16 protein-coding genes are annotated in these 15,005 nt (G+C 70.1%); 6 read left to right on the top strand and 10 right to left on the bottom strand.

The genetic code is table 11. The features are described 5' to 3' along the window. A partial coding sequence (locus tag LPC04_RS09315) for an integrase core domain-containing protein (protein ID WP_275681946.1) occupies positions 1–116 on the top strand: 116 nt, incomplete at its 5' end. Here LPC04_RS09315 and LPC04_RS09310 read toward each other — a convergent pair. Further along, a complete protein-coding gene (locus LPC04_RS09310) occupies positions 113–1,075 on the bottom strand; it encodes a hypothetical protein (RefSeq protein ID WP_275681897.1) in 963 nt (320 codons plus the stop codon). The genes LPC04_RS09315 and LPC04_RS09310 overlap by 4 nt on opposite strands. Positions 1,076–1,207: 132 nt before the next feature. On the opposite strand from LPC04_RS09310, the gene LPC04_RS09305 reads away from it, so the two are divergent. Then, on the top strand, positions 1,208–1,951 hold the full coding sequence (locus LPC04_RS09305; RefSeq protein ID WP_275681896.1) for a 16S rRNA (uracil(1498)-N(3))-methyltransferase: 744 nt from the start codon (positions 1,208–1,210) through the stop codon (positions 1,949–1,951). A 187-nt stretch (positions 1,952–2,138) separates the two neighbouring features. Here the strand turns inward: LPC04_RS09305 and LPC04_RS09300 are convergent, their stop codons facing one another. The 8 genes from LPC04_RS09300 to argS form a co-directional block, all read right to left on the bottom strand. Next, positions 2,139–2,609, bottom strand: a complete 471-nt coding sequence (locus LPC04_RS09300; protein WP_275681895.1) for a hypothetical protein — start codon at positions 2,607–2,609, stop codon at positions 2,139–2,141. A 126-nt stretch (positions 2,610–2,735) separates the two neighbouring features. Further along, positions 2,736–4,115 carry a THUMP domain-containing class I SAM-dependent RNA methyltransferase gene (locus LPC04_RS09295; RefSeq protein ID WP_275681894.1) on the bottom strand — a complete coding sequence of 460 codons (1,380 nt, stop codon included), beginning with the start codon at positions 4,113–4,115 and terminating at the stop codon, positions 2,736–2,738. A gap of 62 nt (positions 4,116–4,177) precedes the next feature. Next, a complete protein-coding gene (locus LPC04_RS09290; RefSeq protein ID WP_275681893.1) occupies positions 4,178–5,737 on the bottom strand; it encodes an RNA polymerase factor sigma-54 in 1,560 nt (519 codons plus the stop codon). A 10-nt stretch (positions 5,738–5,747) separates the two neighbouring features. Continuing rightward, a complete protein-coding gene (lptB, locus tag LPC04_RS09285) occupies positions 5,748–6,617 on the bottom strand; it encodes an LPS export ABC transporter ATP-binding protein (RefSeq protein WP_275681892.1) in 870 nt (289 codons plus the stop codon). After that, positions 6,614–7,225 carry a lipopolysaccharide transport periplasmic protein LptA gene (gene lptA / locus LPC04_RS09280; RefSeq protein WP_275681891.1) on the bottom strand — a complete coding sequence of 204 codons (612 nt, stop codon included), beginning with the start codon at positions 7,223–7,225 and terminating at the stop codon, positions 6,614–6,616. Before lptA ends, lptB begins: the two co-directional genes overlap by 4 nt. 226 nt (positions 7,226–7,451) lie before the next feature. Beyond that, positions 7,452–8,105: a thiol:disulfide interchange protein DsbA/DsbL gene (locus LPC04_RS09275; RefSeq protein WP_275681890.1), complete on the bottom strand. Its 654-nt coding sequence runs from the start codon at positions 8,103–8,105 to the stop codon at positions 7,452–7,454. A 59-nt stretch (positions 8,106–8,164) separates the two neighbouring features. Next, positions 8,165–8,857 (bottom strand): SPOR domain-containing protein, encoded by a 693-nt coding sequence (locus LPC04_RS09270; protein ID WP_275681889.1) that lies wholly within the window; start codon positions 8,855–8,857, stop codon positions 8,165–8,167. Positions 8,858–8,884: 27 nt separating this feature from the next. After that, positions 8,885–10,633, bottom strand: coding sequence for an arginine--tRNA ligase (argS, locus tag LPC04_RS09265; protein WP_275681888.1), 1,749 nt, complete (start codon positions 10,631–10,633; stop codon positions 8,885–8,887). Positions 10,634–10,812: 179 nt separating this feature from the next. Between argS and LPC04_RS09260 the strand changes: the two genes are divergently transcribed. The 3 genes from LPC04_RS09260 (at position 10,813) to LPC04_RS09250 (ending at position 13,169) form a co-directional block, all read left to right on the top strand. Further along, on the top strand, positions 10,813–12,180 hold the full coding sequence (locus LPC04_RS09260) for a serine/threonine-protein kinase (protein WP_275681887.1): 1,368 nt from the start codon (positions 10,813–10,815) through the stop codon (positions 12,178–12,180). 206 nt (positions 12,181–12,386) lie between these two features. Beyond that, positions 12,387–12,695 carry a PsiF family protein gene (locus LPC04_RS09255; protein ID WP_275681886.1) on the top strand — a complete coding sequence of 103 codons (309 nt, stop codon included), beginning with the start codon at positions 12,387–12,389 and terminating at the stop codon, positions 12,693–12,695. Positions 12,696–12,926: 231 nt separating this feature from the next. Next, complete coding sequence (locus LPC04_RS09250) at positions 12,927–13,169, top strand: PsiF family protein (RefSeq protein ID WP_275681885.1); 243 nt, start codon at positions 12,927–12,929, stop codon at positions 13,167–13,169. A gap of 117 nt (positions 13,170–13,286) precedes the next feature. Here LPC04_RS09250 and LPC04_RS09245 read toward each other — a convergent pair whose 3' ends face one another. After that, positions 13,287–14,192 carry a LysR family transcriptional regulator gene (locus LPC04_RS09245; RefSeq protein ID WP_275681884.1) on the bottom strand — a complete coding sequence of 302 codons (906 nt, stop codon included), beginning with the start codon at positions 14,190–14,192 and terminating at the stop codon, positions 13,287–13,289. A gap of 88 nt (positions 14,193–14,280) precedes the next feature. Here LPC04_RS09245 and LPC04_RS09240 point away from each other — a divergent pair, with 88 nt between their 5' ends. Next, a complete protein-coding gene (locus LPC04_RS09240; RefSeq protein WP_275681883.1) occupies positions 14,281–14,979 on the top strand; it encodes a haloacid dehalogenase type II in 699 nt (232 codons plus the stop codon). The last annotated feature ends 26 nt before the right edge of the window (positions 14,980–15,005 follow it).

The following is a 15,005-nucleotide window of genomic DNA, read 5'->3' as shown; positions in this document are numbered from 1 at the left end:
TCGCCAGCTGGCAGCACCACTACAACTGCCATCGTCCTCATAGCGGCATCGGCGGCGTGCCGCCCATCTCCAGGCTCAGCACTTTGAGGGACCACCTGTTGACGGTTCACAACTAGCGCCCGTAGTGACGCGCCAGCGCCTCGTTGCGCGTGTTGCGCTCGGCGAACCAGCGATCCAGCCAGGGCTTGCCGAACTGCGCCGCCAGCGCGAGCGCGCGGGCGAGCGCGTCCGCGCGCCCCGGCAGCTGCGCGAGCCGCAGGCCCATCGCGAGCTCGAGCTCCAGGAAGGCGCGGTCGACCCGCTCGTTGCCATCGTGGTCGAACTGGTCCAGCAGCGCCAGCCCTGCACGCGCCTGCGCGACGCCGTCGGCGCCCCGGCCCAGCGCGTTGGCAGCCATGGCGCTCAGGTAGTGCGCGCGTTCGTGGTTGACCCAGGTGCCGGCCCGCTCCCAGAAGCGTTGTGCGTGCTCGGCGCAGAGCTGCAGCGCGGTGCGCAGGTCGGGCTGTGCGAGGTCGTCCAGCGGGCGCTCCAGCAGCTCCGACGCCAGGTTGTTGGTGACGGCACCGAACGCCGCGTCCAGGCCGTTGCCCGGCGTGGCGTGCAGCGCGGCCAGCGGCTGCAGCGCCTGCAGCGTGAGGCGTCCGGCCGACTCGGCGCCCAGCCGGCTCACCGAGAAGCCCACCGCGCCGAGCGAGACCAGCGCGCGCGCCTTGGCGAGCGGCGCGTCCGAGCTGGCCGCGAGCGCCTGCGTCCAGTCTCGCGCCAGGGCCGTGTCGCCGGCGACCTGCGCGGCGATGGCGGCGTGGCGGAAGGTCACCGGCGTCGCGTCCGCACCGGCCTGGCGCACGAGCGCGCGCTGGCCCGCGAGGGCTTCGGCCCACAGCTCGAACTTCTCGCCCAGCACATGATCGAGCAGGAAGGACAGCCGCTGCAGCCGGCTCGTCGAGACGGTCGCGATGTCCAGCGCGCGCAGCAGCTTGAGGGCCTTCTGCGGCTCCTCGTCGTGCAACGCGTCGGCCTGCGCCAGCAGCGCGTCGCCGTCGGGCGTGGGGGAGGAAATGGATCGGTCGCTCATGGGTGCGGACGGTCTGCAAGGGCGGCCTGGCGGCGGCATCGTACCCTGGCGGGTATGGCGCGCGCGCGGGGGACGGCGAGGCGACAATGGGCATGCCGCACACTGGCGGCTGTCGCTTGCCCAGACTACCTCATGTCCCTGCGTCTGTACGTCGAATCCCCCCTGTCCGCCGGCCTCGAATTCGCGCTGCCGGAGGACGCCGCCCGCCACGTCCAGGTGCGCCGCCTGCAGCCGGGCGACGACCTGCGGCTGTTCGACGGCGCCGGCGGCGAGTGGCTGGCGAAGGTGACGCGCATGGGCAAGCGCGACGTCGACGTGCGGGTCGATGCCCACGAGGCCGCGGATCGCGAGCTGCCCTTCGATCTCGAGGTCGCGCTGGGCATGCCCACCAACGAGCGCATGGACGCGCTCATCGAGAAGGCCACGGAGCTGGGCGTGGCCGCGATCCAGCCCTTGCAGACCGAGCGTTCCGTGCTGCGGCTGGACGGCGATCGCGCCGCCAGGCGCGTGGCCCACTGGCAGGCCGTGGCGGTCGGCGCCAGCGAGCAGAGCGGCCGCACGCGCGTGCCCGTCGTCGCGCCGGTGCGCAGCCTGGGCACTTGGCTCGCAGCGCAGCCCGACCCGGCGCCGCACGCGGGCCGTTTCGTCATGAGCACCGGCAGCGCGCCGCCGTTGGCGCGCGCCGTGTCGGGCGTGCCGGCCGGCCGCTGGCTCGCGCTGAGCGGCCCGGAGGGCGGACTGACGGCGGACGAGGAGGCCGCCGCGGCCGCGCGCGGCTTCACGCGCGTCAGCCTGGGCGGCTTGATCCTGCGCGCCGACACCGCGCCGCTGGCCTGGCTCGCGCAGATGGCCGTGCTGCTGTCCAGCCCGGCGTGAACGAAGCTGCCGGATTCGAGAAGGCTTCTTGACGCGCTCGCTGGCAGACTCGTCCGCGTCCCGACGACAGCGCGCAGCCATGACCATCGACGTCCCCAGCCCGATCGATCCGAGCGACGGCGCTGCATTCGCAGGTTCGCCCGCTGCTCGCGGACAGCGGCCGCTATCTCATCTCGGCGACGTCCGATCAACGGCCTTGTTCGACGTCGCGGATAGCGTGCCTGGTGGCTTCGATGGCCAGGTCGGTGTGCTGGACGATGCGGTTGCGCAGGTCGCGCGTCTCCGGATTGTCTTCCTCGCGCGCGACGTCGTTCTTGGCCTTCTCCAGGAACTCGAGCGCGTGGTGCAGGCGGCCGGCGCGTTCGATCTTCGCGTCCTCGTGCGGGTGATCCTCGATGTTCTTGCCATCTTCCATCGCGGCCGTCTTGGCCTCGTGGATCGCGCGGTCGGTCTCCACGATCGCGACGTCTTCCTGCGCGCTGACGGCGGCGTCGCCGGGGCGGTGCTCGAGGTTCCAGCGCGCGGCGCGCAGGTCGGTCAGCGCGTGCAGGTAGGCGGGGTGCTTGCCGGGCAGGTCGGCGGCGTTGGCCGACAGGGCGGTGAACGAGGCGGCCAGCGCGAGCGCGGCGAGGACGGTGGTCGAGAGCTTGTGGGACACGAGGGTCTCCTTTCGAGGGGTCGTTGTGTGTGTGCGTCGTACGCACCCAGAAAACGAATCCTGGAGACCGGTCGTTGACGGCGTTCGGAGCGGCTGCCTTGCGCGGCGCTGACCGGGATTTGACGTTCAGTTACTCGTTGGCGCCGTCGCTTGTCCACCGCCGCGGGCGGAGCCGCTGACCATGTCGAAGCGGAACAGGCGGCACTCGATCGGGCCGTTCCACATCGGCACGCGGCGGCTTTCCTTCAGGCGCATCGCGGTCGGCAGCTTCATGTCCGGGCTCAGCACCCAGGCCGTCCAGCCGCTGTAGTTGCGCTTCCAGTGCGTGGCCAGCTGGGCGAAGAATTCACCGGCGTTGCCGCTGCTGTCGCCGTCGACGATCGCCGACTCGCGCCCGCCGCGGCGTGCGGCCTCCGGGTTTTCGCGCTCGAACGCGTCCGCGCCCGGCCCGCGCGGGCGCGCGCCCGCGTCACGCGCGTCGCCCGCGCGCGGGGCCGCGAACGTGCGCGGCGCGCGAGGGGCGTCCTGGCTGCCGCGGCCCTTGGCGTCGATGCGCTCGCCGTAGGGCGGGTTCATCACGATCGTGCCGCGGTCGGCCGGCGCCAGCCGCTGCAGCGCGTCGGCGGTCTTGAACTCGATCGCGTGCGCGACGCCCGCGCGCTCCGCGTTGCGCGAGGCGAAGTCGGTCATGCGGAACGAGACGTCGCCGGCCCAGATCGGCACCGCCGGCTTGACGATGACGTCGCGCGCCTCGACCTGCATCTCGCCCCACAGCTTCGAGTACTCGAGGAAAGGCCGCAGGCGCTCGAAGGCGAAGCGGCGCGTCAGGCCCGGCGCCACGTTGCACGCGATCTGCGCGGCCTCGATGGCGATGGTGCCGGCGCCGCAGCACGGATCCAGCAGGCCGCCGTCCTCGGGCCGGCCCTGCCAGCCGGCGGCATAGACCAGCGTGGACGCCAGCGTCTCCTTCAGCGGGGCCTCGCCCTGCTGCTCGCGCCAGCCGCGCTTGAACAAGGCCTCGCCGGACAGGTCGATCGCGATCCACGCGTGCGTCGGGTCGACGTGCAGGCTGATCGCGAGATCGGGGAAGCGCGTGTCGACGCTGGGCCGCGCGCCGGCCTGCTCGCGCATCACGTCGCAGACCGCGTCCTTGATGCGCAGCGCGGCGAAGTTCAGGCTCTGCAGCGGCGAGCGCTGGGCGGTGACGTCCACGCGGATCGTCTCGTCCGGCGTGATCCACTCCGACCAGTTGATGCGGCGGCCGAGGTCGTAGAGGTCGTGCTCGTCGCGGTAGTCGCCGTCCACCATCGGCCACAGCACGCGCTGCGCGATGCGGCTGCGCAGGTTCAGGCGCATCGCGTTCTCGACGCTCTCGTCGACCATCACGCCGCCACGCCCGGCCACCACCCCCTGGTTCGGCCCGAGGATGCGCACGCATTCCTCGGCGAGCAATTCCTCGCTGCCGTTGGCGCAGGTGACGAAGAGGAAATCGGGCTTGTTGTTCATGGCAGTGCACCCTTTGGCACGTTGAGGAACGTCCGCTCTTGCGGACGCGTTTGGAGGAACGGTCAGACAGTCTTGCGCAGGTTGGCCGGCGCGATCTTCAGGGCTTCGCGGTACTTGGCGACGGTGCGGCGCGCCACCTGGATGCCCTGGCCCTCGAGCAGCTCGGCGAGCTGGCTGTCGGACAGCGGCTTGGCCGGGCTCTCGGCCGCCACGAGCTGCTTGATCAGCGCGCGCACGGCGGTCGACGACGCGTTGCCGCCGGCCTCGGTGTTGAGCGACGAGCCGAAGAAGTACTTCAGCTCGAAGGTGCCGAACGGCGTGGCCATGTACTTGGCGGTGGTCACGCGCGAGATGGTGGACTCGTGCAGCCCGAGCTCGTCGGCGATCTCGCGCAGCACCAGCGGCTTCATCGCGATCGCGCCGTGGGAAAAGAAGTTCTTCTGGCGCTCGATGATGGCCTGCGACACGCGCAGGATGGTGTCGAAGCGCTGCTGGATGTTGCGGATGAACCAGCGCGCCTCCTGCAGCCGCGCGGTCAGCGCGGTGCCCGACGAGCGCTGCGACTTGATCGCCTGCGCGTACAGGTCGTTGACGCGCAGCTTGGGCATCACGTCCGGATTGAGCACGGCGCGCCACTGGCGGGCGACCTTCATCACGATCACGTCGGGGATGATGATCTGCTCCTCGGCGCGCGCGAACGGCCGTCCCGGCTTGGGCTCGAGCGCGACGATCAGGCCCTGCGCGGCGCGCACCGTCGGCTCGTCCATCTCGATCAGCTGGGCGATCTTCTTGAAGTCGCGCCGCGCCAGCAATCCCAGGTGCTCGGTGCAGATCTTCAGCGCGGCCAGCAGCGTGACGGCGGTCGACTTCTGCGGCGGCTTCTGGCGCAGCTGCAGGCTCAGGCACTCGCCGAGAGAGCGCGCGCCGACGCCGGTGGGCTCCATGCTCTGCAGGAAGTTCAGACCGCACTGCAGGCGGTGCATGAGCTCCTCGCGTTCCTCGTCGTCCTCGACGCCCAGCACCTCGGCCAGGCGCGCCGCGATCTCCTCGAGCGGGTCGGCGAGATAGCCGTCCTCGTTGAGCGACTCGATCAGCACCAGCACCGCCGCCGCGTCTTCCTCGGACAAGCGCAGGCTGGACAACTGCGTGCGCAGGTGATCCTCGAGGCTGACGCCCGCATCGGCGCGGTTCTGGCGCTCGAAGTCGTCGTCGCCGTCGCCCGACTGGCCGCTGGCCGAGGCCGGCAGCTCGCGGATGCCGTCGAAGTCGTCGCGCTCGGTGCCGTTCTCCCAATCGTCCCGCTCGGTCGTGCCGAATTCGGCCGTGTCGACGCCCGCGGGCTCGTCGACGTTGTCGTTGCCGGTGCGGCCATCGGCGTCGGCGTCCGTGGCGCTCTTGGCGCTGTCGCTCGCGCTGGCGGACGTGCTGGCGTTGAGGCCCTCGAACTGCGCTTCGGGCAGCACCGTCTCCTCCTCGGGCTCGAGGAAGGGGTTCTGCTCCATCATCTGCTCGATCTCCTGGTGCAATTCCAGGGTCGAGAGCTGCAGCAGCCGGATGGACTGCTGCAACTGCGGCGTCAGCGCGAGATGTTGCGACAGGCGGACCTGCAGCGAGGCTTTCACTTTGCCAGCCTCACATGCGGAAGTGCTCGCCGAGGTACACGCGCCGCACGTCGGCGTTCTCGACGATCTCCGCCGGCGTGCCTTCGGCAAGCACCCGGCCTTCGCTGATGATGTAGGCGCGGTCGCAGATGCCCAGCGTCTCGCGAACGTTGTGGTCGGTGATCAGCACGCCGATGCCGCGCGCCTTCAGGAAGCCGATGATGCGCTGGATCTCGATGACGGCGATCGGATCGACGCCCGCGAAGGGTTCGTCGAGCAGGATGAAGCGCGGCTGCGTCGCGAGCGCACGGGCGATCTCGACGCGCCGGCGCTCGCCGCCGGACAGCGACGGCGCCGGCGAATCGCGCAGGTGCGTCAGGCTGAGGTCGTTGAGCAGGCCGTCCAGGCGCTTGTCGATCTCGGCCGGCTTGAGCGCCTTGCCGTTCTCGTCGAACTGCAGCTCCAGCACGGCGCGGATGTTCTCGTCGACGGTCAGCTTGCGAAAGATCGAGGCTTCCTGCGGCAGGTAGCTCAGGCCCAGGCGCGAGCGCTGGTGGATGGGCTTGTGGGAGATCTGCTGGCCGTCGATGCGGATGTCGCCGGCGTCGGCGCGCACCAGGCCCACGACCATGTAGAACGTCGTCGTCTTGCCGGCGCCGTTGGGCCCGAGCAGGCCGACCACCTCGCCGGCGTTGACGGCCAGGTGCACTTCCTTGACCACCAGCCGCGCGCCGTACGACTTGCGCAGGCCGGTCGCCTCGAGCCGGCTCTGCGTCGCGCTCGCGGCGTCCGCGCCCGACGGCACCGAACCGCGCACCGGCGGCGGCGTGACGGGCGTGGCGGACGGCGAGACCGCGGTGCCAGGCTTGACCTGCGCCGTGTTCTGGAGGCCTTCGCTCATTTGGTCGACCCCGGTGCCGGCGTCGGCGTGTCGAGCTTGAGCGGCCCGGGCGCCTTGGCCGACGAGGCCGGCGCCTTCGGCGTGAAGACGACCGTCGTGCGGCCGCCGGCGCTCGAGGACGCCGTGCCGGCCTCGCCCGAGCCGAGCTTGATCGTGTCGGTGGCGGTGTCGTAGGTGATCAGCGCCGCGTTGGCCTGGTCGGTCACGACGGTGCCCTTGAGCATGCGCAGGTGCGCCGCGCCGACGAAGCGCACGCGGTTGGCGGCGCTGTCGTACTCGATGCGCGTCGAGTCGCCCTCGCTGTATTCGTCCTCGCCATCGCGCTTCTGGCGGAACGTGGCGGGGTGCTCGGGCGAGCCGTAGGCGAAGCCCAGGCGCTGGCCGTCCGGATCCTCGCTGACCTCGACGCGGTCGGCGTGGATCTCCAGCGTGCCCTGCGTGATGATGACGTTGCCGATGAAGACGGCGCTGTGCTTCTTGAGGTCGACGACGTCCGGGTTGCCGCCCGAGCTGGTCACGCTCATCGGCTTGCTGCGATCCGCGCGCTCGGCATGCGCCGGGCCGGCCACGGCGGCGGCGACCGCCAGGGCCGTGCAGAGCGCTGCCATGCCTGGGCGCCGAGGCGCAGGCGCACGGGTGGATTCAGGCGTGAAGGCAGTTGTAAGCGGACGCATAAGGATCGGCACGGAAATTGCAGACCATTCTAGCCCGCACATCCCGGCGACGCGCACCGTTACCACCCTTTTGGCGCCGGGCCGATCGTGCTGTCTGCCGCAGCCAACGCCGGCGCGAACGCCCTTCGCAAGGCGGCGAGCAGCGTTCGCGAGCCGCGAATCAGGCCGTCTTGCGCAGCCGCGCGACCAGTGCGTCGGTGGTCACCAGGCATTCGGTGCCGCCGCCCATCGACGGCGCCGTCGTGTAGCGGCCGTGGATGCCGATCATCGGCACGCCGTCGATGCGGTAGTCCTCGGTCAGCTGCTTGGCCTGCGCGATCTTCGTGCCGATGCCGAAGCTGCCCCAGGCCTGCTTGACCTTGGCGACGTCCAGGCCGTTCTCCTGCGCGAAGGCCAGCATGTCCGCCTCGTTGTTGATCGGCTTGCGCTGCACGTGGAAGCGGTCGAAAGTCTTCGTGTGCATGGCATCGACCAGGCCCAGCGCCTCCCAGGTGTAGTAGATCCGCGCATGCGTCTCGTGCAGCGCGCTGAAGCCGACGTGAACGCGGTGGAAGTGCACGTCGGCCGGCTGCTTGGCGATCCAGGGCTCGATCGTCGGCTCGAAGGCGAAGCAGTGCGGGCAGCCGTACCAGAAGAACTCGATCACTTCCACCTTGCCCGTCTTGGGCACGACCAGTGGCGTCTTCAGCGTGAGGTAGTCCGTGCCGTCGACCGGCGCGCTGGGCGACGCGAACGCGAGGCCGGGCAGGAGGCTGGACAAGGCCACCGCGCCGGCCGTGCCGGCCAGTTGCAGGGAAAACTCGCGGCGGTTCATCGAAATCCTTTCAGGGGAGGGGCCGGGAACGCTGTAGAGCTGTCCGCCGGTCTCGAAGTTCATTGTTTCGCTCGTTCGACGCGCACCAGCGACGCGTCCGGATCGATGGCTTTCGCGCGGTCGGTCTGCAGGTCGGCCTCGTCCTTCCTGTCAAACGGCCCAAGCCGGACTCGGTGGACAGTGCGGCCGTTTTGTTCGCGTTCCGAGACCGTCGCGCGCAGCCCGGCCAGGGCCAGCTTGGCGCGCTGCTGCTCGGCGTCTTCGGCTTTGGAGTAGGCGCCAACTTGCACGAAATAGATGAACGGGTCGGCGCCGGCCGCTGCGACCGGGGTCGCTTCGCCCGCCTCGACCGACGCGCGGCCGGCCAGGATGGCCGCGGCGTCGCGCGTGCTCTTCGGCGCCTCGGCGCGCGCCTGCGCGGCCGAGCCGGCGGGCGCGGCGACCTTGCCCTCGTTGGCGGGCGGCAGCACCGGCGCGGCGACGCGCGGCACCATCGCGGTGTCGGACGCAGGAGCCGCCGGGGGCGGCGCCACCGAGCGCACCGGCGGCTTGCCGGCGAGTGCCGCATTCGGATCCCAGGTCTTGTTGCGCTCGGTCTCGGCGGCGTCCTGCTCGGGCGTGCGCTGCTGGCCCTTGTTCATCAGCGGCACCGGCGTCTTGGTGACGTAGAGCGCGACGGCGAGCGCCACGGCCAGGCCCAGCAACAGGCCGACGATCAGGCCCAGGGCGAAGCCGCCCCGTTGGTTCTTCATGGAAGGGTTCACGACGGGGTTCCGGGTTCAGGAGGCGGCAGGGGTCGGGGTGTCGACGGCTTCGTCGCGGTTCATGGCTTCCGGCGCGCTCACGCCGAGGATGGCCAGCGCGTTGCGCAGCACCTGGGCCGAGGCCGTCAGCAGCGCCAGGCGCGCCAGCGCGAGCGCCGCGTCGTCGACCAGGAAGCGCTCGGCGGCGTAGTACGAGTGGAAGCTCGCTGCCACGCTGCGGGCGTAGTAGGCGATGTCGTGCGGCGCGAGGTCGCGCGCGGCGGCGGCCAGCGTCTCGGGGAATTCGGCGAGTTTCAACATCAGCGCGGCTTCCGACGGCGCCGTCAGCAGCGACAGGTCGGCTTGGCCGACCTTCGAGAGGTCGCCGCCCTTGTCCGCGAACTGGCGCAGCACCGAGCAGATGCGGGCGTGCGCATACTGGACGTAGAACACCGGGTTCTCGTCGCTCTGCTTCAGCGCGACGTCGATGTCGAATACGAACTCGGTGTCGGCCTTGCGGCTGACCAGGAAGAAGCGGACGGCATCGCGGCTGGTCCAGTCGATCAGGTCGCGCAGCGTCACGTAGCTGCCGGCGCGCTTGGAGATCTTGACCTCCTGCCCGCCGCGCATCACCGTGATCATCTTGTGCAGCAGGTAGTCGGGCCACCCTTGGGGCACCCCTTCGTTGGCCGCCTGCAGGCCGGCGCGCACGCGCGCGACGGTGCCGTGGTGGTCGCTGCCCTGCACGTTGATGGCCTTGGCGAAGCCGCGCTCCCACTTGTCCAGGTGGTAGGCGACGTCGGGCACGAAGTACGTGTACGTGCCGTCGGACTTGCGCATGACGCGGTCCTTGTCGTCGCCGTACTCGGTGGTGCGCAGCCACAGCGCGTTGTCGGCCTCGTAGGTCTTGCCCGAGGCGACCAGCTTGCCGACGGTGGTCTCCACTGCGTTGTTGGCGTACAGGTTGGTCTCGAGGAAGTAGTTGTCGAAGCGCACGCCGAAGGCCTGCAGGTCGAGATCCTGCTCGTGGCGCAGGTAGGCGACAGCGAACTGGCGGATCGAGTCGAGGTCGTCCGGGTCGCCCGAGGCGGTGAACTCGCGGTCGTCGGCCTTGACCATCTTCTTCGCGAGGAAGTCGGCGGCGATGTCGGCGATGTATTCGCCGTTGTAGAACTTCTTGCTTTCCGGATTGTCCGGATCGGTCGGCCAGCACGCGTCGCCCGGCTTGAAGCCCTTGATGCGCAGCTGCGTGCTGTGGGCCAGCGTGCCGATCTGGACGCCCGCGTCGTTGTAGTAGAACTCGCGCTGCACCGCCCAGCCCTGGCTGGCGAGCAGGTTGCAGACGGTCGAGCCGAGCGCGGCCTGGCTGGCATGGCCGACGTGCAGCGGGCCGGTCGGATTGGCCGACACGAACTCGACGATCACCTTGTTGCCGTTGGCGGGCTGGACGCCGAAGCGCTCGCCGCCGGCCAGCACCTCGGCCACGACGGCCTGCTTCGCCTCGGGCTTCAGGCGCAGATTGATGAAGCCGGGGCCGGCGATCTCGAGCGCGGACACCCAGCGCTGCACCGCCGGCTGCGCGTTCAGCGCGGCCACGAGCTGTTCGGCGACTGCGCGCGGCGCCAGGCGCAGCGGCTTGGCCAGCTGCATGGCGAGGGTGATGGCCAGGTCGCCGTGGGCGGCCTGCTTGGGGGATTCGAACGCGGGCGTGACCGCGGCGTCCGGCGCGACCAGGGCGACCGCGGCCGCCAATGCCTGCGCCAGCTCGGATTTGGCTTGGATCATGGCAGGGATTCTACGGTTCGCGGGCTCGCCGCTCGGGCCGGCGGTCTGCCCAGGGCGACCGAACAGCCCGAGAATCGAACCATTTCTCGCCCGATCGGAACCTCCCGAAAGGGATCAATATCGACCCTGACGCATGGTGCCTGCGAGGCGCCGGCGTCCCCGACAACAAAATCCTCCTGATGAGCGACACCGTCTTCAACGCAGATTCCTCCGGGCTCGCCGAGCCTGCGGGCGAACTGCCGTCGACGATCGGCAAGTACACGGTGCTCGAGCGCCTGGGCGACGGCGCTACGAGCGAGGTGTTCCGCGCGCACGACGACTTCAACAAACGCGACGTCGCGATCAAGCGGCTGCGGTTGTCGTCCGAGACGGCGGCCGTCGACGCGCACTTCTGGTCGCGCTTCTTCGCCGCCGAGGCCGCGCTGGTCGGCCGGCTGAACCATCCCAACGTCGTTCAGCTCTACGAGGCCTTCAGCGACGCGCAGGTGCCCTACCTGGTGATGGAGTGCGTGCCCGGCGTGACGCTGCGCGAGTTCTGCCGCCCCGACAAGCTGCTGCCGCTGGAGCAGGTCGTCGAGATCGGCTTCAAGTGCGCGATGGCGCTGGGCTACGTCTACCGCCAGGGCCTGATCCACCGCGACGTCAAGCCCGCCAACATCCTGGCCGTGCTGCAGGACGGCGAGGTGATCGACGTCAAGCTGAGCGACTTCGGCAGCGTGCTCAACACCAACTCCGACCGCACGCAGATCCACCGCGTCGGCTCGCTGGCCTACATGTCGCCCGAGCAGATCGAGGGCAACACGCTCGACTGCCGCACCGACATCTACGCGCTGGCCGCCGTGCTGTATCACCTGATCTCGGGGCGGGCGCCGTTCGACGCGCAGACGCAGGTCGCGCTGATGAACCAGATCTTCCACAACGAGCCGCCGCCGCTGACGACGCTGCGCGAGGGCGTCACGCCCGCGCTCGAGGCCGTGATCCTCGGCGCCCTGGCCAAGAAGCAGGACGACCGGCCGCAGGACTGGGAGAGCTTCGCGCAGTCGCTGTCGGGCCTGATCGTCAACCACCAGGTGCCGCGCGGGCGCCTGCAGAAGGTGCTCGACTCCGAGCGCTTCAACCTGCTGCGCTCGCTGGATTTCTTCTCCGACTTCGACGACGTCGAGCTGTGGGAGGTGGTGCACCGCGCGAAGTGGCAGCGGCTGCACTACGGCCATCGCGTCTACCGGCGGGGCCAGGAGGGCGACACCTTCCACATCATCGCGCAGGGCGAGGTGGAGGTGTTCCGCGACGGCCAGCGCGTGGCGCGGCTGGGTGCCGGCACCTCGGTGGGCGAGATGGCCTATCTCGCGCCGAGCCCCGACCTGCGGCGGCACAGCGCCGACATCATCGTCTCCGAGCCGTGCACGACGATCTCGTTCACGCCCGAGACGCTCAAACAGCTGAGCGCCGAATCGCGCATGCGCTTCGACAAGGCGTTCATCCAGGTGCTGGTGCGCCGGCTGCACGCGGCGCACGAGACGCTGGCGCATCCGCGGCGCGTGCTCTGACGCCACGGTTTGTCACGCCCGTGTGACGACCGACCATTGTCACGGCGTCGTCGGCTGGCAGCCACAACGTGGACAACGCGGCGTGAACGTTGTCGTTGACGGGACAACTTCCGCTTGTGGGCCAGCGGCGCCTTTGCTTCAATGCCTCCACGCCGTCGCCGACGGTGCACCACCCGCCCGTCGCAGGCGCTAGAGAGGACACACTCATGAAGCAACTGATCACCGCCATCGCCCTGTCCGTCGCCGTCGCCGGCGTGTTCGCCGCCGACGCGGCCGCCAGCAAGCCCCTGACTGCGCAACAGCAGAAGATGGCCGACTGCTCGGCCGCCAACAAGGGCAAGAAGGGCGATGACTTCAAGTCGGCGCAGAAGGCCTGCCTGTCCGGCACCGCCGCCCCGGCCGCCGCGTCGGCCCCGATGACGCAGCAGCAGAAGATGGCCGCGTGCTCGAAGCAGAACAAGGGCAAGAAGGGCGACGACTACAAGGCCGCGCAGAAGGCCTGCCTGGCCGCCTGATCGCGATTCCTCGCGCTCCCGACAGACCCGGCCGCGTGCCGGGTTTGTCGTTTCTGGACGGCCCGCGCGCGCGTGACGCGCGCATCGCCCGATTTCCACGTGATTTGGCGAGCGGTGGCCGTAATGCCGGCGTTTCGCGGCGGAGAGTTTCCACGACTGGCCTGAGCATGGACGCACGTCGCCGCGATGGCGACGCGTTTCAACGTCCATTCACATCATTCGAGGAAATCCATGAAGCTCCTGATCATCGCCCTGTCGTTCTCGCTCGCCGCCGGCGCCACCTTCGCGCGCAGCGCCCACGAGCCTGCCGCCACGGCCTCCGAGCCGACCGCCGTCGCCGCGGCGGGCTCGCAGCAGAACAAGATGAAGACCTGCAATGCCGACGCCAAGACCAAGGACCTGCACGGCGCGGACCGCAAGTCCTTCATGAAGCAGTGCTTGTCGGGCAAGGCCAAGCCCGCCGCGGCGTCCTGAGCGCGGCGTTCCGACATGCGCGCGCGCTTCGCGTTTCCGCTGCAGAGCACGGGTCGGGGCATCGCTGCGGCGCCCGAGTCGCCACTGCAGGCGCGCGAGCCGGCGCCCGCCGCCGCGCTAGCGGTTCCAGTAGCGCGGGTCGCCGTAGCTGTGCTTGAGGAAGTCGATCCACAGGCGCACGCGAAGCGCCAGGTGGCGCGCGTGCGGAAACACCGCAAAGATGCCGTTGGCCGGCGCCGCGAAGTCGTCCAGCACGCTGACCAGCCGCCCTGACTTGAGGTCGGCACTGACCTCCCACGTGCTGCGCCAGGCGATGCCCAGCCCGGCCAGGCACCACTCGTGCAGCACCTTGCCGTCGGTGCAGTCCAGCCGGCCGTTCAGGCGCACGTGCGTCGGCTCGCCGGCGACCGTGAACGCCCAGCCGCGGGGTTGGCTGGCCTCCGAGCTGAGCGTCAGGCAGGCGTGGCGCGCCAGGTCGGCGGGAATCGCCGGCTTGCCGGCGCGCTTCAGGTAGGCGGGCGAGGCCACGCACAGGCGGCGGTTGTCGGCCAGGCGCACGCCCACGAGGCTGGAATCCTGCAGGTCGCCGACGCGCACGGCGCAGTCGACGCCTTCGTTGACGATGTCGACCACGCGGTCGGACAGGTTCAGCGACAGGCTGACGTCCGGATGCTCGGCCAGGAACAGCGGCACCAGCGGCGCGACGTGGCGACGCCCGAAGCCGGCCGGCGCGGTGATGCGCAGGTGGCCGCTCGCCTTGACGCCGCCGGCCGACACGCTGGCCTCGGCGCTGGCGAAGTCGTGCAGCAGGCGCTGGCAGTCCTCGAGGTAGGCGCTGCCCTCGTGGGTCAGGGACACGCGCCGCGTCGTGCGGGCGAGCAGCTTGACGCCCAGCCGCGTCTCCAGGCCGTCGAGGCGCCGGCTGATGACCGCCGGGGCCACGCCCTCGGCCTGCGCCGCCGCCGTCAGGCTGCCGCGCTGGGCGACGGCGACAAAGGTTTCCATCTGCTTGAGCTTGTCCATCGCGGCCGAACCAGTTTTACGAAAAAGTCATCAATCAATCGCAAATTATGGTGGGAATCGTCATTCGAGGATCGAATAGATTTGCTGGATGGACGCCCGCACCCCTTCCGCCGACCGCTTCGCGCCGCCCAAGGCGGTGTTGTTCGATGTGTATGGCACGCTGCTGGACGTCTACAGCGTCGGCCTGCGCGCCGAGCAGATGTTCCCGGGCGCGGGCGAGCGTCTCGCGCGCGCGTGGCGCGACAAGCAGATCGAGTACTCGCGCCTCGTGTCGATGAGCGGCCAGTACCGCCCGTTCTGGCAGCTGACGCGCGATGCGCTGCAGGTGACTGCCCAGGCACTGCGCCTGCCGCTGGACGCCGCCGGCGAGGACAGCCTGATGAACGAATACCGGCACCTGTCCGCGTTTCCCGAGAACCGCGCCGTGCTGCTGGCGCTGGCCGATCGCGGCATTCGTACGGGCGTGCTGTCCAACGGCGATCCCGAGATGCTCGAGGTGACGCTGCGCAGCGCTGGCATGGTGGAGTTGATCGACCCGATCCTCAGCGTGCACGCCACGCGGCGCTACAAGACCGACCCGGCCGCCTACGCGCTGGGGCCCGACGCGCTGGGCCTGCCCGCGTCGGACATCCTGTTCGTGTCGTCCAACTGCTGGGATGCGATCGGCGCCACCTGGTACGGCTACACGACGCTGTGGATCAACCGCGCCGACGCCCCGATGGAGCGCCTCGGCATCCAACCCACGCGCGTCGGGCACTCGCTGCGCGACGTCCTCGAATTCTTCTGAGCGTGGCCGGTGGCGGGTCAACAGCC

Origin of the sequence: Scleromatobacter humisilvae (assembly GCF_023231945.1) — a bacterium.
Classification (GTDB): Bacteria; Pseudomonadota; Gammaproteobacteria; order Burkholderiales; family Burkholderiaceae_C; genus Scleromatobacter; species Scleromatobacter humisilvae.
This window is presented reverse-complemented; position numbering and strand designations above follow the sequence as displayed.